The sequence below is a fragment of the Photobacterium marinum genome, from assembly GCF_000331515.1.
Taxonomy (GTDB): Bacteria; Pseudomonadota; Gammaproteobacteria; order Enterobacterales; family Vibrionaceae; genus Photobacterium; species Photobacterium marinum.
In genome coordinates this window covers 1-19,356 of the sequence record NZ_AMZO01000034.1, presented here as the reverse complement: position 1 = coordinate 19,356, position 19,356 = coordinate 1, and the positions used below count along the sequence as shown (strand labels likewise).

The window sequence follows — 19,356 nt, the reverse complement described above, 5'->3', positions numbered from 1 at the left end:
GGATGTCGTGTTTAAATTACTGAAAACTGTCATCAAAACCGGGGAAAGTACTGAAAAATATCCGTTTGCCCCTTTAGCAGTCAGCCCGGATTTCCGTGGTAAGCCAGAGCTCAATGCCAGCCAGTGTATTTCATGCGGTGCCTGTACCCGCGCTTGTCCTGCCAATGCGTTGATCATGGAAAATGATGAAGCCAACGGCACTCGTCGTTGGGAGTTATCTCTGGCTCGCTGTATTTATTGCGGTCGCTGCGAAGAAGTGTGTCCGACTCATGCCATTAAACTGTCGGAAGATTTTGAGTTGGCTGTGACCAAAAAGTCTGATTTGTATGAAGAGGCGGTATTTAGCCTGGCGAACTGCCGTGAATGCGGTCGTCCGTTTGTTGCCCGAAAGCTGCTTGATTATGCCCTTGATATGCTGGCGGAAAGTGGCGATACCGGAGAACTGCTGGAGCAACGTCGTCATCAGTTGGAAACCTGTCCGTCATGCCGTCGTACCAACAATATGCTTGATGCTGAAAACTTGTGTCACCAGCGTTACCTGGAGGAAGAAGAGTGAAAGGAATAAAACAGCTGTCAGGTACGGCTCACACTCAGGCCGAACCGATTGCGCTTGCTCCCGACAGCCAGAAGCTGAAAGAAGCTCTGATCAAACAAATTCGACGTTCAGCCTATGTGTACCGTGTTGACTGTGGTGGCTGTAACGGTTGTGAAATTGAAATTTTCGCCGCGACTACTCCGGTTTACGATACTGAACGTTTCGGTATCAAGGTGGTAGCGTCACCACGTCATGCCGATATTTTGCTATTCACCGGAGCGGTAACTCGTCCGATGCGGGCACCGGCAATTCGTGCTTATGAAGCGGCTCCGGATCCGAAAGTGGTGGTTTCTTACGGTGCATGCGGTTGCGACGGCGGTATTTTTCATGACCTTTACGGCGTATGGGGCGGAACAGATAAAATCGTTCCGGTTGATGTTTATATTCCGGGCTGTCCTCCGACACCTGCTGCGACCGTTTATGGTTTTGCTGTTGCTCTGGGCTTGCTGGACCAGAAATTAAAGGCAACCACCCATCAGCCTGAAAACGAGAAAGCCAGCTTAAAGCATACCGGTATTCCTTTGGATATGCGGGTCATGCTGGAAAGGGAAGCACGTCTTCTGGCTGGTTATCGCCAGGGCCAGCGTATTGCTGAAGAATTGATGGATGTGTTGGTGACATGCAACTCGGACGATGTCGATGTCAAAGTCGGTGAATACCTGCGGGAGAAAAACGACCCTCGTCAGACAGAGATCGTTAATTGCCTGCTTAGCCGAGCTATGGCGGAGCTGACCGGACAGACAGGAGCTGCGTGTCATGCCCGTTGATCAGAGTATGTCTGTTAATAACAGTGGTAGTGTTAATAAAAGTAGTCGTGTTGATAAAAGCGGATTCACTAAACAATCCCAATCTGCTGAACAATCCGGCTCAGTCGCTCAATCCCGTCACCTTGACAGCCAGGTGTACTTTTACAGCCTGAGCCGCAAGTTTGTCGATGAAAGTGAAGTGCCGGAAGAAGCGCGTCAGATCATGTATTACAGCCTGGCGATTGGGCATCACCTCGGTGTTGTTGATTGTCTGGATGCCGTGTTGCAATGCAGTGGTAAAAATTACCTCGACTGGATTTGTGGTCTGCCTCTGGATAGCGAAGCCTATCGCAAGATGTATGGTTTTCTGGTGTTCGGGGAAATCACGATTTATGCAGAGCATATCAATATGTTGGCTTGTGCATTTGATGCGATTTCAGCAGAAAGCCAGTCAGAGACTTCACAGCGTCTGACAAAAGGGTTTATTGAAGCTCTGACCGCGATTTATCACGAGCCGTCAATGTACATGATGATCAGGAGTGGGAAATGAGTCGTCAAATCGTACTGACAGTTGGTAATAACATGATGGGAGACGATGCTGCCGGACCGTTACTGGCCGAAAAGTTGAAACAGCAGCCGGTTGCTGGTTGGGAAGTAATGGAGGGCGGTTCAATGCCTGAAGATTGCCTGCATCTGATCCGTGCTGCACAGCCTGCTCGGGTTGTGGTTGTCGATGCGGCTGATATCGGTGAAACTGCTGGTACGATTCGGGTCATTGATCCGGATACCATTGCCGATATGTTTGTGGTGTCAACTCACAGTCTGCCGCTAAATTTCCTTATTGATGAGCTTAAAACCTTTGTTCCCGAAGTGGTTTTTGTCGGTATCCAGCCTGCAATTGTCGCTTTTTCATTTCCTGTAACTGAGATGGTTCAGGCTGCGGTTGAAAAAGTATACGACAAACTAAAGGACTGGCAGGGTGAAGCGAGCTTCGAACATTGCTGACGAAAAGTGTCGAGTGTCATCGACACTTGTGACGAATAGCGTCGACATTGAGTTTCGACATTAAATCAAAGCCCGGTTTTTTCCGGGCTTTTTATTGTTTTGTGAATAGTTTCAATTAATTAAGTGTTTGTTTTCAGGGCTGTGCACTTTGGCACACTGAATGCATATAAGGGGCGAGGTCGCAAAAATGCACCTCGATGTATCGTTATCTATAAGGGATACACCATGAACCGGTTTGTTTTTGCAGATCCAAATTTGTGTATTGGATGCCGGACTTGTGAAGTGGCGTGTGTGATCTCCCATCAGGAAGAAAACACGATTGCCGCACTGGACCCGTCTGATTTTACACCTCGCCTGACGCTGGTGAAGAATGCAGAAGTGACGACACCAATTATGTGTCGCCAGTGCGATGATGCGCCATGTGCCAAGGTTTGCCCCAATAACGCCATTGTCCTTGAAGATGGCCATGTCAAAGTCATTCAGTCTCGCTGTATCGGCTGTAAAACATGTGCCATTGCCTGTCCGTACGGGGCAATGAATATTGTGACCAAAATGGTCGAGGACGATAAAGGCTCTGCGCTGTTTAAGCGTTATGTTCCTAAATCTCTGGCTTTGAAATGTGACTTGTGTAGCCATCGTGAACAAGGGCCTGCTTGTGTACAGGTTTGCCCGACCAGCGCTATACAAATTATCGAACCCGAGACCCTGAGTGAAACCAGTAAGCAAAAACGTGAAGCTGCTGCTCTCGGAGCTGCTTTGGTTCCCACTCTTTGATAAACAGATTTTTAAATAGGTTGTTATGAAAAAATCCATTGTTGTTTGCCCCTATTGTGGAACAGGGTGCAAATTAAAATTGGTTGTTGAGAACGACAAAGTCGTTGCAGCAGAGCCTGCCAATGGCCGTACCAATGAAGGCGAACTTTGCCTGAAAGGCTATTACGGCTGGGACTTTATCAATGATACAAACTTGCTGACGCCACGCCTGAAGCAGCCGATGATCCGCCGTACCCGTGATGCGGCTCTAGAGGCTGTGTCCTGGGATGAAGCGCTGGAGTTCGCCGGCGAAAAGCTATTGGCGATCAAGAAGAAATATGGTCCTGATGCCATTATGACAACCGGCTCTGCCCGTGGTCCGGGTAACGAAGCCAACTTTGTAATGCAGAAATTTGCAAGGGCGGTCCTCGGGACAAACAACGTCGATCACTGTGCCAGGGTGTGACACGCTCCTTCAGTCTCCGGTCTGGAGACAACAGTAGGTAATGGTGCTATGAGTAACGCCATTCCCGAAATTCAAGATGCTAAATGTTTACTCATATTCGGTTACAACGCGGCTGATTCTCACCCGGTTGTAGCAAGGCACATTCTTAAGGCACGTGCTAAAGGTGCCAAAATAATTGTTTGCGACCCGCGCAAAATCGAATCGGCCCGGATCGCCGATCAGTGGATGCAGCAGAAGAACGGCTCCAATATGGCGCTGGTTAATGCGATGGCAAACGTGCTGATCGAAGAAGAGCTGTACGATAAGTCGTATGTTCAGCAATACACCGAAGGTTTCGAAGAGTTCCGCAAGATTGTCGCGAACTATACACCGGAATCGGTTGAAGAAATTACCGGCCTGACAGCAGCGGAAATCCGCCAGGCAACCCGTACTTATGCTGAAGCATCAGAGTCTATGATTCTGTGGGGCATGGGCGTAACTCAGTACGGACAGGCTGTAGATGTGGTGCGTGGCCTGGCTTCGCTGGCATTACTTACCGGTAACTTTGGCCGCCGTGGTGTCGGTTGTGGTCCGGTTCGCGGTCAGAACAACGTTCAGGGTACTTGCGACATGGGGATGCTTCCTCATCAGTTCCCGGGTTATCAGTCTGTTGAAGATGACAGTATCCGTGAGAAATTCGAGAAATCCTGGGGTGTCAGCCTGCCTGCCAAACCTGGTTATCGCCTGACGGATCTTGGCCATAAAGTGGATGAAGGTGTCTGTAAGGCATTCTATGTCTTTGGTGAGGACCCGGCTCAGACAGAAGCGGATCTGGCTGCATTGCGTGAAACCATGCGCAAGATGGATCTGGTGATTGTTCAGGATATCTTCATGACCCAGACAGCCGAAATGGCTGATGTGATCTTCCCTGCAACCAGCTGGGGTGAGCATGAAGGTGTTTACAGTAGTGCCGACCGTGGCTTCCAGCGTTTCTATAAGGCAGTGACACCGCCGCCAAATGTGAAACCGGACTGGGAAATTTTCAGTCTGCTGGCAACACGTATGGGCTATCCGATGGCCTACAGCAATACGAAAGAAATCTGGGATGAGCTGCGCGGTTTGTGTCCGCTTTATTACGGGGCGACTTATGAAAAAATGGAAGGGCTCAAATCGGTCCAGTGGCCTTGTCCGACAGAAGACCATCCGGGCACGTCGTACTTGTTTGAGGGTAATAAATTCTCCACGGCTTCAGGTAAGGGACGGTTGGTTGCGGCGGAATGGCGGCCACCACTAGAACAGCCGGACAGTGATTATCCGCTGGTACTCTCAACCGTTCGCGAGGTCGGCCATTACTCTTGTCGCTCCATGACGGGTAACTGTGCTGCTTTGCAGACCCTGGCCGATGAACCGGGTTATGTACAGATGCATCCTGATGATGCCCGTGCACTGGGTATTAAAGATCAGCAACTGGTGTGGGTTTCTTCCCGTCGCGGTAAGGTGATTTCCCGTGCTAACTGTAGTGAGCGGATCAATATGGGCGTGGTGTATATGACGTATCAATGGTGGATCGGTGCTTGTAATGAGCTGACCATTGAACACCTCGACCCGGTATCCAGCACTCCGGAGTTTAAATATTGTGCGGTGAAAGTTGAGCCAATTGAGGATCAGGTTTGGGCTGAAAATTACGTACAGACTGAATACAGTAATTTGAAAGCTCGCTTGAGAAATCAGGTGGCCAACGCGTAACTGTGATGTGTTTTCCCCGGCATTTCAGATGTCGGGGAAATCACAGTTATATCATTTTCAGTAAATTAAGTTGCTCAAATGGCATATGCCTTTGATTTGGTATTGTTAATTCAGATGATTCAGATCAATGCCCGGCAGCGTGAATAGAACAGAATTGTATTACAAATGATTTGGTGATCTTGATCACCCATTTGAATGAGCAATATGGATGACCGGACAATGGAACATTTCGAAAGCGATTTGAAGAATCTATCCAGGGCGCTGCTTTCGAGCAATGACATCAACAGCCTGATGAATTTTTTGAACAATAATGATTTGCTGTTTATTCAGGTTGAAAGAGTCAATATTTTTCTGAAAAATGATCCTGATATTCTTTATTACTGTGATGATGATAAAAGTGTACAGCGTTTCAAATATACCCGGAGTAGTATGCAGGTACATGGTATCGTTAATGATGACTGTACCCATGATATTAAAGGGGATGCGCTTTATTTCAGCTATCCACAATTAGAAGAACACCCGGCTTATCGGAATATCAGTAGCTATTGTAAAATACCTCTTTTTTCTGCCAGTAAGCCATTGGGTGCGATTGAGTTTATTAACATCAATTTGCGTGATGATGAAGGGGCTGAAAAACAATTAAAGCTGTTCACTAATATGATCGCATCTATTGTTGAACATATTATTGAGCATGAACATGTGTCTAGTGTGACACAGCAGATGATTCAGCATGACAGCAACTACCAGTTACTGGTTGATGTTACTAACGCGGTAATAAGCCGAAGTACAAAAAAAGAACTGATGACCGCTCTTTTGAAATTTTTGTATCAGTATTTCGGTATTAGTGATCTATCTATTATCCAGCCACATGAAGGACATTATGGTCAGCATTCGTGTGGTTATAACGAAGGGAAGATTGATTATCGCTGTCATTTTTTTACCAACGATAGTGTGATCAAGGATGCCGTCGAAAAAAAGAAGCCAGTATTTCTTTCTGCTGAAGATATTCGTCAGTTGAGTCTTGAAAACAACGTTCCCTTTTTCCCCGTTCAGGTGAAAAGCGCTTGTATCGTGCCGTTGATATTCCGTAATCATACTAATGGCTACATTTGTTACATGCAGCGGGAAAACGCGCCATTTAAGGCCGCTGATGTTGAGCTGTTTATGCCGATTGCAGCCAGGGTTGCGATGGCAATCCACAGCTTGAAAGTGCATCAGGCGATTATCCGCACAGCACCGAAAACGGACTATATCACGATAGAAGACAGCTACACTGAGCACGCAATTTTCGATGACATTATCAGCCAGAGTGAGGTGATGAATCAGGTGCTGGAGAAAGTGGCGATGGTGGCCGACTGTGACAGTACTGTTCTGATTCTGGGAGAGTCGGGTACTGGTAAAGAGTTGATTGCCAGAGCGATTCATAAATTGAGTCGTCGCAGTAAAACCCGTATGGTGAAAATGAACTGTGCAGCAGTGCCAGCCGGTTTGTTTGAAAGTGAGCTTTTCGGTCATGAACGCGGGGCCTTTACTGGAGCCATAAGTCAGCGAGTGGGGCGTTTTGAACAAGCTCACAAAGGGACGCTTTTCCTTGATGAAATCGGTGATATGCCATTGGATCTGCAACCTAAACTACTGCGAGCTTTACAGGAAAATGAAATCGAAAGAGTAGGGCGTAACCAACTTATTCCTGTGGATGTCCGCATCGTATGTGCAACAAATGTGGATCTTTTATCTATGGTGGAATCAAAGGAATTCCGCAGCGATCTTTACTATCGACTGAATGTATTTCCAATCCGGGTTCCACCGCTCAGGGAGCGACCTGAAGATATCCCGTTACTGGTGAAACACTTTACCCGGACTCTTTCTAAAAAAATGGGTAAAGATATTAATAAGATCCCGGTTAAAACAATGGAGTCTTTATCCGGTTTTCCATGGCCGGGCAATATCAGGGAATTGAGAAATATCATTGAACGCTCAGTCATACTGACTCGAGGCAATGTATTAAATGTACCTGTTGATGAACTTAGATTCGCCAGAAAGCAAATGTCGGCAGATATTAAGTCTAATAATCCACCGGTAATTAACTTATCTGCGGGTGAGACAGGACGTCATGCGATTATAAGTGCTCTTAAAGAAAGTAATGGGATTATTGGTGGTGCCAGAGGGGCTGCTGTTAAATTAGGACTAAAACGTACAACCTTATTATCCCGAATGCAAAAGATGGGAATTAAGAGTGATGATTATCTGAATGATGCGTTAGTCAGCAACGCATAACAATGATTAATAGTTAAATGCAACTCCTTCCTATTGGACTGGGAGGGGATATCTGTATGCAAATGAGAAAGTATATTTGAGCCTGAATATGAGTGAATTGATTTCAGTTCCAACGTCCAACCATGCTCTTGAATTGCCTATTGTTCGTTTTCGTAAAGGGCGGGAAAGCTGGGAGGACAGGGATTATATTATTGAAGAAAGGCCGGTTGCCATTTCATTTAATGGAATTGCTTATACCGTAATGATGTGTACCCCAAGGGATATCGAATATTTTGTTATCGGCTTTTCGTTGTCTGAAGGCATTATTCAACATCACCGGGAAGTGCATGATATCGAAATTAATCCCGGCCCAAATGGTATTGCTGTTGATGTTACGGTCGCAAACCGTTGTCTGAGAACGCTGAAAGAAAAACGTCGCTCTCTGGCGGGAATGACCGGGTGTGGCATTTGTGGTGAGGAAAAGCTGGAAACCGTATGCCGGATCCTGTCACCGCTGACGACCTCTTCAACGTTTGATATCTGCAAACTGGAAAGCTCGCTTGAGCAATTGTTAGCTAAACAGCAGCTCAATCAGCTTACAGGTTCTGCTCACGCTGCGGTATACCTGGATAAAGACGGTCAGGTAAAAGCCATCTTTGAAGATGTCGGTCGCCATATCGCGCTTGATAAATTGGTGGGATATATCCACCGCCACCGGCTAGAAGGCGGTGCAGTATTAGTGACCAGTCGCGCCAGTTTTGAAATGGTACAGAAGGCTGCTGCCGCCGGCATCGAAATACTCCTCGCTATCTCATCGGCCACAAATATGGCTGTTGAATTGGCAGAAAAACTTAACGTTACTTTGCTTGGATATTGTCGTCCGGGGCGTGCAGATGTGTATGCCCACCCGGAGCGTGTCTACGGCATGATTTGATTTCCTTCCTTTATATTTTCAGAAGACATTTCACATGAAAAAGAAATATTTATTACCAGCACTGTTTGCTCTGTTTTCTCCGTTGGCGCTGGCTCATCCCGGTCATATTGGTTCACATGGTTTTGAAAGCGGCTTTATCCACCCACTGACAGGTTTGGATCACCTTAGCGTCATGCTGGGTGTGGGAATGCTGGCTGCTCTGGTTGGCGGTAAGGCGAAATTTCGTATGCCATTGGCTTTTGTTGCTGTGATGATAATTGGTGGTGCGCTTGGCGTATCCGGTTTGGTTGTTCCGGGCGTTGAAACAGGTATCGCAATCTCTGTCGTTGCTATGGGCGTGATGCTTTGCTCTGGTGCTCATTTGTCTGAAAAAGCGATTCTGGCTTTAGTAATGGGCTTTGCATTGTTTCATGGTATGGCACACGGTATGGAAATGCCGATGGACTCTCAGGCATTCTGGTACTTCAGCGGCTTTGTGCTGGCAACCGCAATGTTGCATGTTACCGGTATTTTTCTTGCTCAGCTTATTGCTGCCTGTTCGTCTAATCGTCGTGTTATGCGAGTTACCGGCGCGGTGATGGCCGTATTTGGTGGCTCCCTGATGCTGTCTTAATCCACGAAGTAGCAAGATGAAGATGGTAAACGGGAATATTGGTAAAGACATGCATTGCGGAAGCGAAATTAATGATGTTAATGGCATTCCTGAACGCAAGTTTATACATATTACAGGTATAGTGCAGGGTGTCGGTTTCCGGCCGTTTGTCTACCAACAAGCAACCCGGCTAAAACTTGCAGGAACAGTGATTAATGACTCCGAAGGCGTCAAAGTTGATGTTCAGGGGGAAGCGGAAATAGTTCGTGAGTTCATTAATAGACTTTCCGAACTGGCGCCGCCGCTGAGCCGGATTGATCAGATATCTGTTGAGGATAAGCCGCTTCATTCAGTGGATGATTTCACCATTGAGCAAAGTCGTGAGCGAAACAGCACCAGTGTTTGCCTCTCTCCTGATCAGGGGCTGTGTGATGCTTGTCTTGCAGAAGTGCGCGATCCCAGTTCCCGTTTTTATCATTACCCGTTTACCAACTGTACGCATTGTGGCCCGCGTTACACCATCATCAAATCGTTACCTTATGATCGTGTGGCGACAACAATGCGTGATTTCGCACTTTGCCAGCCATGTAAACACGCTTATCAGAACCCGCTGGATCGCCGTTATCACGCTCAGCCGATAAGCTGTACTCATTGCGGCCCGCAGATTCGCTATGTGTCTTTTAATGGCATTCAGAACGCTGTTAAGGATGAAGCAATAGAAAGGGTGGCTAATGTTATCCGACAGGGAGGCGTAATTGCCATCAAAGGGCTGGGTGGTTTTCATCTGGCTTGTGATGCTCGCAATTTAAAGGCTGTAGCCCGTTTACGAGAGCTTAAAAAGCGTCGGCGAAAGCCTTTGGCTGTGATGGTGAGCGATTGTGAAATGGCTCGCTCTCTGGTTCATGGTGATGAACAGGAGTGGCAAACATTGCAGTCTCAGGCCAAGCCAATAGTGCTGATGCGTAAGCATTCCGGTTTCAGCTCGCTTGCCAATAATGTTGCAGCGTCCGGCCCTTATCTCGGAGTTATGTTGCCGTACACCCCTTTGCATGCGCTTTTGTTCGATCTTCTGGATTTCCCTGTTGTACTGACCAGTGCCAATCGCTCCGGGATGCCGATTACCACTGAATTCGATGAAGTAAAGGCGCAGCTTGGTGGCTTAATCGACGGTATTCTCGATCATAATCGTCCCATCCTTCACGCTTGTGATGACAGTGTGGTTCATATTGCTGGAAGTAAAGCCCGCGTGCTGAGAATGGCTCGTGGATACGCGCCATATAGTCAACATTTATCTATAGCAACAGGGCAGCAGTCGGTTCTGGCGCTGGGGGCACAGCAGAAGGCATCGATAGGTTTAGCTTTGCCGCAGCAATGGATTATGTCGCCGTATGTCGGTGATATTGATGATATCGACACCCAGCAACGCTATCTCGAAACCATTGATAATTTCGAATCATTGTATCGCGTAAAGCCATCAACTGTGGTTTGCGATAAGCATCCGGGTTATGTCTCAACTCGTGTTGCCAGAGATCGAATTTCACAAGAAGGTTCAGATAGTGAATCAGAGTCTAATCTGATTCAGGTTCAGCATCACCATGCCCATATTCTGTCAGTGATGGCAGAGCATCAGTTGACTCAGACTGTTCTGGGTTTTGCCTTTGACGGTACGGGGTGGGGTGATGATGAAACGGTGTGGGGCGGAGAAGTATTGCTGGCCAATACGCAACAGTCTGAGCGTGTCTGCCACTTGCGTCCTTTTCGTCTCATCGGTGGAGAGAAAGCGATAAGACAACCAGCACGTCTTGTCCTTGCCATGCTGTTGGAATGCTATGAGTTAGATGAAATCAAGCTAATGCGGCTTGGTGTGTTTAACCGGTGGTCCGAAAGCGAAATGGACAACCTCTACCAGTTGTGGCGTTCGGGGAATCGTTCTCCATTTACTTCATCAATGGGCCGCTTAATTGATGCCTGGACTGCGTTATTGGAGTTGGTTGATGAGGTGGACTACGAGGGCGAGTGTGGTTTGTTGCTTGAGCAGGCAGCTCATTTGGGTGACAGTGTCACGGCTTGTGGCGAAGACGGCTTTTCGGTTACTGATGACGGTGTAATTGACTGGCAACCTCTGTTGGAAAAAACGCTTCACGCATCGAAATTAAACCACTCTGAATTTACTTCCACTCAAATTCAAAATTTCAGTATAGCTTTGCTTGATGCCATTGCTGTCAGCATAAAAAAAATCGCTTCATCTTATTCTGATTATCCCGTCGTGTTATCCGGCGGGGTATTCCAGAACCGAATCCTTCTTAACCGGGTGCATCAGTTGTTTTCAGCATCACCCCAACCTTTATATTGCGGCGAGACGATTCCTGTTAACGACGGAGGTTTAGCCGCAGGTCAGTTGTGGTACGCCATACATCATGACGCAAAGGCGTGATGTAAAAAGGCCATGTTCATATATCGAGGAAATAATGTGTTTGTGTATTCCTTCTAGCATCGTAGAAGTCTACCCGGAGCAGTCTTCTGCGCTGGTAGAAACCTTGGGTGTTCAACGCCAGGTCAGTACCCATCTGATTTCGGAGCCTTTGGCCTGCGGTGATCATGTTTTAATTCATGTCGGTTTTGCCATCAGCAAAATGGATCTGGATGAAGCGCAGGAAAATCTGGCAGCTTACCGACAGTTAATCGCAGAAATGGATGAAGATGACGTGAAAGGACTGTTGTCATGAGTATGAATGTCGATCTTTACCGAGGTTTTCGCCAGCCGGATGTGATTAAAGCGCTGGCTGAAAAAATCGCTGATAAAGCCAAGTTGCTGGAACACCCGCTGTATATCATGGAAGTGTGTGGTGGTCATACTCATACCATCATGAAATACGGTCTGAAGCAGTTACTGCCGGATAACATTCGATTTGTTCACGGGCCGGGTTGTCCGGTTTGTATTATGCCGAAAGAACGCATTGATCAGGCTATTGCTCTGGCTGGTTTGCCGGATGTGATTCTGGTTACGCTGGGAGACATGGTTCGAGTTCCCGGCTCAAAAAGCACACTGGCGCAATGCCGGGCAAAAGGCGGTCATGTTGAAGCAGTTTACGACCCAATGGATGTGCTAAAAATCGCCCGCGAAAACCCGGATAAGCAGGTGGTGTATTTTGCCATCGGTTTTGAAACTACCACGCCAATGACCGCATTGCTGGTGGAGTGTGCTGAGCAGCAACAGCTCGCAAATCTCTATTTCCATATTAATCATGTGCTGGTGATCCCGGCAATGAATGCAGTGCTGGCCGATGGTCAATCTTGCATTAACGCCTTTATCGGTCCGTCTCATGTCAGTGTGATCACCGGTGCTAAGTTATATCAGCCTATTGTTGAAGGCTATCAGGTCCCACTGGTAGTCGGCGGTTTTGAGCCTGTTGATGTACTTGAATCTGTGTTGATGCTTACTGAACAAGCGGTATCCGGTTCGGCTGAATTACAACTTCAGTATCGCCGCGCTGCGAGTTATCAGGGCAATGTTACAGCCCAGCAGCAGGTGGATAAGGTTTTCACTTTGCGGAATGAATTTAACTGGCGTGGCCTGGGGAATATCCCGCATTCTGCGCTGAAGCTGAAACCTGAATATCAGCACCGTGATGCCGAACTCAAGTTCGCGGAACATTTCACTCACATCTATACCCCCGATCACAAGCACTGCCGTTGTGGTGACATTCTGAAAGGTCTGGCAACACCGCCGGACTGCAAAGTTTTTGGCAAAGCTTGTACACCTAATCGCCCAATGGGTAGTTGCATGGTGAGCTCAGAAGGCGCCTGCAATGCCTATTACCGTTACCTTGGCTGATTTTGAAGGAGAAAGAAATGAAACGAATCCAACTTAGCCACGGTGGCGGCGGTCAGGAAATGAATCAATTAATCAACCGGCTTTTTTTCCGTCATTTAGGCAATGACATTCTCCTTCGTACAGAGGATGCAGCGGTACTGGAATGTAATGGCAGCGTTGCGATGACAACGGACAGTTTTACTGTTTCACCGTTGTTTTTTGCTGGCGGTAATATCGGCAAACTTGCCGTTGCCGGAACGGTGAATGATTTGGCGATGATGGGGGCAGAACCACAGTATCTCAGCTGTAGTTTCATCATTGAAGAAGGTCTGTTGCTTGATGAACTGGAGCAGATTGTTAAATCCATGGCGGAGGAACTGACTGTATCAGGAGCTCGTATTGTCTGCGGTGATACCAAGGTGGTACCGAAAGGTTGCGCTGACGGCTTGTTTATTAATACCACAGGTATCGGCCATATCCGCCAGCCGGGGATTTCTGCACGTAATGTTTGTCCCGGTGATGCCATTCTTATTTCCCGTGATATCGGTTGTCACGGTGCTTGTCTGTTATCTGCCCGCGAATCATTGAGATTGTCGAGCCCGTTACAAAGCGACTGCGCAACATTATGGCCGGTTATTCATGCTTGTATTGAGCAGAATATTCCTATTCACAGCTTACGAGATGCGACTCGTGGCGGTATTTCTGCGGTGCTGAATGAATGGTGTGAGGCTTCAAAGGTTCAGTTGTCATTGGATGAAGAGGCTATACCTGTCAGTGATCATGTCCGCGGGGTATGTGAGCTGTTTGGTTTCGATCCTTATGATTTAGCAAATGAAGGAACGTTTGTTATGGCCGTTCCGACGGATGCTGCTGACGCTGCACTGGCTGTGCTTAAAGCGTTTTCAGGTCAAGCCGCTATTGTCGGCAGGGCTGAAGCCGCTACACCGAATAAAGTCATTCTGAATAGCCCTTGGGGAAGTCGTCGGTATTTAGATTTACCGGGCGGTGAGCTATTGCCTCGTATTTGCTGAAACACTCAGAAACAGTGAAAGACATCAGATAAAGGAAAAGTCATGCACGAATTGTCTCTGAGCCTGAATACCGTGGATGCGGTTGTTGAACACGCAAGGCAACAAGGTTTTCGTCGGGTTACCAAAGTCAGGCTGGCAATTGGTTCCCTGTCCTGTATTGAGTCACAGGCGTTACAGACCGGGTTTGAGTTTGCCTGTCGGGGAACGATGGCTGAAGGGGCCGGGTTGGAAATTAAAATGATCCCGGCAAAGGCCTGGTGCGAGGACTGTTGTCAGTCCGTTTCGCTTCAGGCCCGTGGAATGTGTTGCCCGAATTGCCAGGGATACCGGCTGGCAATCGAAACCGGCGAAGAGTTGAAAATTAAAGATATAGAGGTTGAATAATATGTGTAATGTCTGCGGTTGCGGTGACAGTCATATCGAGGGGCACCACCACAGTCACGGTGACGATCATCATCATGATACAGCTCACCATCATCAACACCCGCATGTTGCGCCTGAAACACAGCAACCAGTGGTGATTCATCACCATTATTACCATCAGGGCGATGTTCACCATCATGTTCATTATGATGCTAGCAGTGCAGCATCTTTACCTTCTTCAACGCATAACCATGAACACGAAGTACACCATGTTCATGGTGATCATCATCAGCCGGAAAAAATGCAGCATGGCGATTTGCATTATGGAAAAGGCGAAGCTCAGGTGCATGTCGCCGGTGTGTCGCAGCGCCAGTTGCTGACACTCGAACAGGACATTCTGGGTAATAACAACCATCAGGCTGCACATAACAGGGAGCATTTCAGTGCTGGCGGTCAGTTGGTGTTGAATCTGGTTTCCAGTCCTGGCTCAGGTAAAACTACTTTACTGACAGAAACCATTCAGTTGCTGAAAAATGATCATTTGTGTGCAGTTATCGAAGGGGATCAGCAAACCAGCAATGATGCTGATCGGATTCGTGCAACCGGAGTTCCGGCTGTTCAGGTTAATACCGGAAAAGGTTGTCACCTTGATGCTCAGATGGTCCATGATGCCTGTCATCAGTTGGATCTTCAGGAGTCGGGAATTGTCTTCATTGAGAATGTCGGCAATTTGGTTTGTCCTGCCAGCTTTGATTTAGGTGAAGATAGTAAGGTGGTTATTCTGTCTGTAACCGAAGGGGAAGATAAGCCGCTGAAGTATCCGAATATGTTTGCAGCATCTTCACTGATGATCATTAATAAAACGGATCTTTTGCCTTACGTCGATTTTGATATTGAACGCTGTATCGAGAATGCCCGTAAGGTTAATCCGAATATTCAGGTCATTAAGTTATCGGTGAAGAACGGCGAGGGAATGGAGGCCTGGACCAGTTGGTTAAAAGGTCTGCTGGCTGAGAAAGTGTCACGCCTTTAATCACACAATACGTTAATTTAAAGCACGTTTGCCGACGTTTGGTATTTTTCTGTGGAATTTTTATGAGCCTGCCCCGGCAAGCTGATATAATCAAAATGTTGGTTATATACAGGTAGTAAAACTCATGATGAAGTACATTATGTTGGCTTTGGTGGGCGTTGGTATTTATATTGGCGTTACATATAAAGACCAAATTGAAGATTTGACAGATTCTCGCTCAATGGAAGAGGTTCATGATGCATTTGAGGATGCTACTGACCAAGCTTCAGATGTGGCAAGTGATTTGAGTGAAAAGTTCGAAGAGCTGAAATCAAAGGCTCAGTAACAGCCAATTAGCGGGAACAAAAAAGATAATAAAAGAGGCAGCCAGTTGGCTGCCTCTTTGTTATTTGCGATGTGTGTGCTTGCTTATATTTTTTATGATTGCTGCGCCACTTCAGACGCTTCCATCTTTGCTTCAGCTGCCTTACATGCGGCTGCTGTGAAGATAACGTCTGTTGAACTGTTCAGTGCTGTTTCCGCAGAATCCTGAATCACACCGATAATGAAGCCAACAGCAACAACCTGCATTGCAACGTCATTCGAGATACCAAATAGGCTACAAGCCAGAGGGATCAGCAGTAGTGAACCACCGGCAACACCTGATGCACCACATGCAGATACCGCCGCTACAACACTCAGTAGTACTGCTGTTGCCATATCAACCTGAATACCCAGTGTGTGTACCGCAGCCAGAGTCAGCACTGTGATAGTGATTGCCGCACCACCCATGTTGATGGTTGCACCCAGAGGGATAGATACAGAGTAAGTGTCTTCGTGCAGATCCAGGTTTTTACATAGCTGCATGTTAACCGGAATGTTTGCAGCAGAGCTACGAGTGAAGAAAGCAGTGATACCACTTTCACGCAGGCAGCGCAGTACCAGTGGGTATGGGTTTTCTTTGGTTTTGTAGAAAACGATCAGCGGGTTAACAACCAGCGCGATAATAAACATTGAGCCAAGCAGAACGGCCAGCAGGTGAGCATAACCAGCAATAGCGGTAAAACCAGTTGCCGCGAAAGTGTTAGCAACAAGACCAAAGATACCGATAGGAGCCAGACGGATAACGAAACGAACGATCATAGTGATGCCGTTAGAAACGTCATGGAAAACCTGCTTAGTAGCATCACTTGCCTGGTGCAGTGCGAAGCCAAGTGCGATAGCCCATGCCAGGATACCGATGAAGTTACCAGTCATCAGAGCGTTAACCGGGTTATCAACGATCTTGAACAGTAGGGTATTGATAACTTCAGTAATGCCTTCCGGTGGAGTGGCACTCGTTGCGCTTGCTACCAGAGTCAGAGTGGTTGGGAAAAGGAAACTCATGATAACAGCAGTCAGGGCAGCCATCAGTGTACCGAACAGGTACAGAACGATGATTGGCTTCATATTGGTATGAGCGCCTTTCTTCTGATTTGCAATAGAAGAGGCTACCAGGATAAATACCAGGATCGGCGCTACGGCTTTAAGGGCGCTAACGAAAAGGCCACCAAGAAAACCGACTTTGACTGCTGATTCCGGTGCGACAGACGCAAAGAGGATACCGGCGATGATACCAACGAGAATCTGGACAACCAGACTTCCGTTAGCAACACGGGCTAAAAAGGGTTGTTGTGCTTGGTTCATACTAATTCCTGTATAAATTTATTATATGGTTGAAGCATTATATTTTACTCACAGAATTGTTTTTAACAGGAACGTTGTAATTTTTCCACTATTCTTTTAATAAACTTTAAATTTACAAGTCTTTAACGTGATTTTTTGCTATTTGAGGGCGACGCTTTAAATATGGGGCTTTTGCAGAGTGGCACGTTAACAATGAATAACAGGTGGGAAAGGAAAAATGTTAAGAAAAAGCTCGCGTTAGGCGCGAGCTTTAATTTTTAAGGATAGGCAGGGCGAATAACTGTAATTATCTTTCAGGAACCAGCGGAGCCAGTGCCTGATTTTCTGAAATTACTTTATTCTTTGCTGGTTTGTTCTTTTTCAGTGAACGAAGCAGGTTTATCAGCTCTTTACTGTCCCATTGCTCAGGCTCTTTTCCAAAGTGCGCATTCATCATTGCGGTGACTTGTTGGTGAAGTGCTTCCTGCTGAGGATGTTCCGGATTACTCTCAGCCCATTGCTTGTAATAGGTATGAACTTTAATCGGCTCCTTAGCTTCTGCGGCTTGCTTCATCCCGGTAAGAGGAGTAGGAGGAACTATTTTTTGTCCGCTGCCAGGCACAATCACATGCTGTTTTGAGAATCGGGCTTTCAGCCACAGAACCGTAGTGAACAGCCATAACGCGGCAAACAAAGCTGTCAGCCACGGCCAGAAGCCTGCATCTGTGACTACCTGTGTGATCACCTGAGGTTCAACCGGAGCCGTTGGTTGATCCTGTGGTACGGGAACAGAGTTGCTGACAGACGGCAGGACAATATTATTGGTGTTATCACCAGGCAGAACGTTGAGTTCCCTCCCTGCAATCTTACTGGTTTCCTGTTTATCAGTTTGAGTATTCCACCAGTTCACAGCCAAAGGAGGAAGTGATAGTTTGCCTTCAGAGCGTGGGATGATCACTTGTTTAAGGGTCATCACCGTATAATCCCCTTCATTGCCGTAAACCGGTTTTTCATCATAGACCTTCACCGAATTCGGGTAGGGCAGTGTCAGGTTCGGCATGTTGCTCTGTTCAGCATTTTTGATACGCAGGCTGATTATACGGGTCAGAGGTTCACCGACTTTCAGCTCAGCGCCAGCCGGTTGCCAGTTTTGCTCAAGTTGAAGATCTTCGGTCGGGATCCACAGACCCTGATAACCAGCAGGTTTGCCTTTGACGGAAAGGGTAATGTCCTCTGGTTGCTGAGTGACAGGAACCTGCAAACGGGAGCCAAAACCACGGCCACCTTTGATCACACTGCCGTTGAATTCAGCTCCCTTAAGGGTAATTGAGCCTGCTTTGGTCGGCGTGATTTGGTAGTCACGCATAATGATCACATAGCGGCGACCGTTCAGAACGGTCTCTGTCTGGCGATCATCACCTATTTGCCTCACTTCAAGCCCGTCACCGGAAGGTGGCGCCAGAGAAGCCTGGCTCATTTGTTCACCAATGCGCAGCCGAACTTTGTAGCGGAAACTCTCTCCGACGTAGAGTTGCTTTTTGTCCAGGTCGGCATCAAGTCGGATAGCTGGCTGGTTAAGTGGTTTCGAGCTGGTTGTACTGCTTTTCATTGAGGTGAGGACAATCGGCTCGGTTGTTGTTGCACCGATACGGAAACTCGGGATAGTGAAGTCACCAATCTCTTTCGCTGCGATTGCAACCCGCCATTGTGTGTTGCGGGTAACCACGCCATTGATCATAGATGTGTTACTGCTGACGTTTGGCGTACCATAGATAAAGTCTTTATCCAGTGGTGAAAGGTCTAATGCGTTGCTGCTGACGCTGTCATCAATAGCAACAGTCAGCTGGAACACTTCGTTAACGGCAACGATATTTTTTGACACTGTGGCCACTGCTTGTGCTGCCTGAGCCCACGAGGGCATCATTATGGCTGATACCATAACCAGTATGCTGTAGATAATCCCTTTATTGATGCCTGAGCAGGCCCGGCGAAAGTTGCCGATAAGTGGGATGCTGTTGTTCTTCATCATATCCATTTATGTCTTACCATGAATTCTCAGTCGCTTGCGGAGCGTCTTTCTGACGTGCCTGAAGGATCAATTGGGCACGAATCAACTCACTGGTGTCATCAGGCACCTGTTCTAGCTTTTTCAGTACAGGGTCGCTGGCTGACAGTGAGTTGTGTTGCTCCTTACTGTTAACAGCCACAGGTTCAGCTTTCTCCGGCTGTTTGCCGTTATCTTTGTTGTCAGTTTGCTGGCGGCTTAAGGATTGCTCCTTATCCGCTTCACTCTGTTTACTGTCTTTATTCTGTGCCTGTTGATTATTATCCTGCTGTTGCTCACCAGACTCTTGCTGTTCACTCTTTTGGCTGTCAGCATTCTGCTGATTCTGCTGATT

Annotated in this window: 18 protein-coding genes and 1 pseudogene; 16 read left to right on the top strand and 3 right to left on the bottom strand. The window is 47.3% G+C overall.

Translation table 11 applies throughout. From position 1 onward, the window contains the following. The first annotated feature begins 7 nt into the window (after window positions 1–7). The 16 genes from C942_RS20185 to C942_RS20105 all read left to right on the top strand — a co-directional run bounded on the left by C942_RS20185 (window position 8) and on the right by C942_RS20105 (window position 15,638). Window positions 8–556, top strand: coding sequence for a formate hydrogenlyase complex iron-sulfur subunit (locus tag C942_RS20185; protein WP_007469703.1), 549 nt, complete (start codon window positions 8–10; stop codon window positions 554–556). Beyond that, the gene (locus C942_RS20180; protein WP_007469701.1) at window positions 553–1,362 is read left to right on the top strand and encodes an NADH-quinone oxidoreductase subunit B family protein; all 810 of its coding nucleotides are present in this window, start codon (window positions 553–555) and stop codon (window positions 1,360–1,362) included. The genes C942_RS20185 and C942_RS20180 overlap by 4 nt, the downstream gene beginning before the upstream one ends. Continuing rightward, window positions 1,352–1,891, top strand: a complete 540-nt coding sequence (locus C942_RS20175; protein WP_007469699.1) for a formate hydrogenlyase maturation HycH family protein — start codon at window positions 1,352–1,354, stop codon at window positions 1,889–1,891. Before C942_RS20180 ends, C942_RS20175 begins: the two co-directional genes overlap by 11 nt. After that, window positions 1,888–2,346, top strand: coding sequence for a hydrogenase maturation peptidase HycI (gene hycI, locus C942_RS20170; protein WP_007469698.1), 459 nt, complete (start codon window positions 1,888–1,890; stop codon window positions 2,344–2,346). The genes C942_RS20175 and hycI overlap by 4 nt, the downstream gene beginning before the upstream one ends. A gap of 225 nt (window positions 2,347–2,571) precedes the next feature. Beyond that, entirely contained in the window at window positions 2,572–3,120 is a 549-nt protein-coding gene (locus tag C942_RS20165) for a 4Fe-4S dicluster domain-containing protein (protein WP_036801309.1), read from the top strand. A 25-nt stretch (window positions 3,121–3,145) separates the two neighbouring features. Next, complete coding sequence (gene fdhF, locus C942_RS20155) at window positions 3,146–5,290, top strand: formate dehydrogenase subunit alpha (protein ID WP_083882381.1); 2,145 nt, start codon at window positions 3,146–3,148, stop codon at window positions 5,288–5,290. A 219-nt stretch (window positions 5,291–5,509) separates the two neighbouring features. Further along, window positions 5,510–7,567 (top strand): sigma 54-interacting transcriptional regulator, encoded by a 2,058-nt coding sequence (locus tag C942_RS20150; RefSeq protein WP_007469692.1) that lies wholly within the window; start codon window positions 5,510–5,512, stop codon window positions 7,565–7,567. A gap of 88 nt (window positions 7,568–7,655) precedes the next feature. Continuing rightward, the gene (gene fdhD, locus C942_RS20145) at window positions 7,656–8,480 is read left to right on the top strand and encodes a formate dehydrogenase accessory sulfurtransferase FdhD (RefSeq protein ID WP_036801305.1); all 825 of its coding nucleotides are present in this window, start codon (window positions 7,656–7,658) and stop codon (window positions 8,478–8,480) included. A 34-nt stretch (window positions 8,481–8,514) separates the two neighbouring features. Continuing rightward, window positions 8,515–9,093, top strand: a complete 579-nt coding sequence (locus C942_RS20140) for a HupE/UreJ family protein (protein WP_007469688.1) — start codon at window positions 8,515–8,517, stop codon at window positions 9,091–9,093. Between the two features lie 16 nt (window positions 9,094–9,109). Beyond that, window positions 9,110–11,506 (top strand): carbamoyltransferase HypF, encoded by a 2,397-nt coding sequence (gene hypF / locus C942_RS20135; protein ID WP_007469686.1) that lies wholly within the window; start codon window positions 9,110–9,112, stop codon window positions 11,504–11,506. Window positions 11,507–11,540: 34 nt separating this feature from the next. Beyond that, the gene (locus C942_RS20130; protein WP_007469685.1) at window positions 11,541–11,798 is read left to right on the top strand and encodes a HypC/HybG/HupF family hydrogenase formation chaperone; all 258 of its coding nucleotides are present in this window, start codon (window positions 11,541–11,543) and stop codon (window positions 11,796–11,798) included. Beyond that, window positions 11,795–12,907: a hydrogenase formation protein HypD gene (gene hypD / locus C942_RS20125; protein ID WP_007469683.1), complete on the top strand. Its 1,113-nt coding sequence runs from the start codon at window positions 11,795–11,797 to the stop codon at window positions 12,905–12,907. Before C942_RS20130 ends, hypD begins: the two co-directional genes overlap by 4 nt. A 17-nt stretch (window positions 12,908–12,924) precedes the next feature. After that, entirely contained in the window at window positions 12,925–13,917 is a 993-nt protein-coding gene (hypE, locus tag C942_RS20120) for a hydrogenase expression/formation protein HypE (protein WP_007469681.1), read from the top strand. A 42-nt stretch (window positions 13,918–13,959) separates the two neighbouring features. Beyond that, window positions 13,960–14,301 (top strand): hydrogenase maturation nickel metallochaperone HypA, encoded by a 342-nt coding sequence (gene hypA / locus C942_RS20115; protein ID WP_007469679.1) that lies wholly within the window; start codon window positions 13,960–13,962, stop codon window positions 14,299–14,301. Window position 14,302: 1 nt separating this feature from the next. Then, window positions 14,303–15,313 carry a hydrogenase nickel incorporation protein HypB gene (gene hypB, locus C942_RS20110; protein WP_007469678.1) on the top strand — a complete coding sequence of 337 codons (1,011 nt, stop codon included), beginning with the start codon at window positions 14,303–14,305 and terminating at the stop codon, window positions 15,311–15,313. 124 nt (window positions 15,314–15,437) lie between these two features. Beyond that, window positions 15,438–15,638 carry a YtxH domain-containing protein gene (locus C942_RS20105; RefSeq protein WP_007469676.1) on the top strand — a complete coding sequence of 67 codons (201 nt, stop codon included), beginning with the start codon at window positions 15,438–15,440 and terminating at the stop codon, window positions 15,636–15,638. Between the two features lie 92 nt (window positions 15,639–15,730). Here the strand turns inward: C942_RS20105 and sstT are convergent, their stop codons facing one another. The 3 genes and pseudogenes from sstT to C942_RS20090 form a co-directional block, all read right to left on the bottom strand. Beyond that, window positions 15,731–16,978 carry a serine/threonine transporter SstT gene (gene sstT, locus C942_RS20100; protein ID WP_007469674.1) on the bottom strand — a complete coding sequence of 416 codons (1,248 nt, stop codon included), beginning with the start codon at window positions 16,976–16,978 and terminating at the stop codon, window positions 15,731–15,733. 286 nt (window positions 16,979–17,264) lie between these two features. Beyond that, on the bottom strand, window positions 17,265–18,992 hold the full coding sequence (locus tag C942_RS20095) for a BatD family protein (protein WP_007469672.1): 1,728 nt from the start codon (window positions 18,990–18,992) through the stop codon (window positions 17,265–17,267). 7 nt (window positions 18,993–18,999) lie between these two features. Beyond that, a pseudogene (locus tag C942_RS20090) lies at window positions 19,000–19,356 on the bottom strand (hypothetical protein); the annotation flags it as partial.

Excerpts from the sequence above, each read along its gene's own strand:
- fdhD (WP_036801305.1), top strand. The coding sequence starts at position 7,656 with ATGAGTGAATTGATTTCAGTTCCAACGTCCAACCATGCTCTTGAATTG.
- C942_RS20175 (WP_007469699.1), top strand. The coding sequence starts at position 1,352 with ATGCCCGTTGATCAGAGTATGTCTGTTAATAACAGTGGTAGTGTTAAT.
- C942_RS20095 (WP_007469672.1), bottom strand. The coding sequence starts at position 18,992 with ATGGATATGATGAAGAACAACAGCATCCCACTTATCGGCAACTTTCGC.
- hycI (WP_007469698.1), top strand. The coding sequence starts at position 1,888 with ATGAGTCGTCAAATCGTACTGACAGTTGGTAATAACATGATGGGAGAC.
- hypD (WP_007469683.1), top strand. The coding sequence starts at position 11,795 with ATGAGTATGAATGTCGATCTTTACCGAGGTTTTCGCCAGCCGGATGTG.
- hypE (WP_007469681.1), top strand. The coding sequence starts at position 12,925 with ATGAAACGAATCCAACTTAGCCACGGTGGCGGCGGTCAGGAAATGAAT.
- C942_RS20105 (WP_007469676.1), top strand. The coding sequence starts at position 15,438 with ATGATGAAGTACATTATGTTGGCTTTGGTGGGCGTTGGTATTTATATT.
- C942_RS20150 (WP_007469692.1), top strand. The coding sequence starts at position 5,510 with ATGGAACATTTCGAAAGCGATTTGAAGAATCTATCCAGGGCGCTGCTT.
- hypF (WP_007469686.1), top strand. The coding sequence starts at position 9,110 with ATGAAGATGGTAAACGGGAATATTGGTAAAGACATGCATTGCGGAAGC.
- C942_RS20165 (WP_036801309.1), top strand. The coding sequence starts at position 2,572 with ATGAACCGGTTTGTTTTTGCAGATCCAAATTTGTGTATTGGATGCCGG.
- hypA (WP_007469679.1), top strand. The coding sequence starts at position 13,960 with ATGCACGAATTGTCTCTGAGCCTGAATACCGTGGATGCGGTTGTTGAA.
- hypB (WP_007469678.1), top strand. The coding sequence starts at position 14,303 with ATGTGTAATGTCTGCGGTTGCGGTGACAGTCATATCGAGGGGCACCAC.
- C942_RS20140 (WP_007469688.1), top strand. The coding sequence starts at position 8,515 with ATGAAAAAGAAATATTTATTACCAGCACTGTTTGCTCTGTTTTCTCCG.
- C942_RS20130 (WP_007469685.1), top strand. The coding sequence starts at position 11,541 with ATGTGTTTGTGTATTCCTTCTAGCATCGTAGAAGTCTACCCGGAGCAG.
- sstT (WP_007469674.1), bottom strand. The coding sequence starts at position 16,978 with ATGAACCAAGCACAACAACCCTTTTTAGCCCGTGTTGCTAACGGAAGT.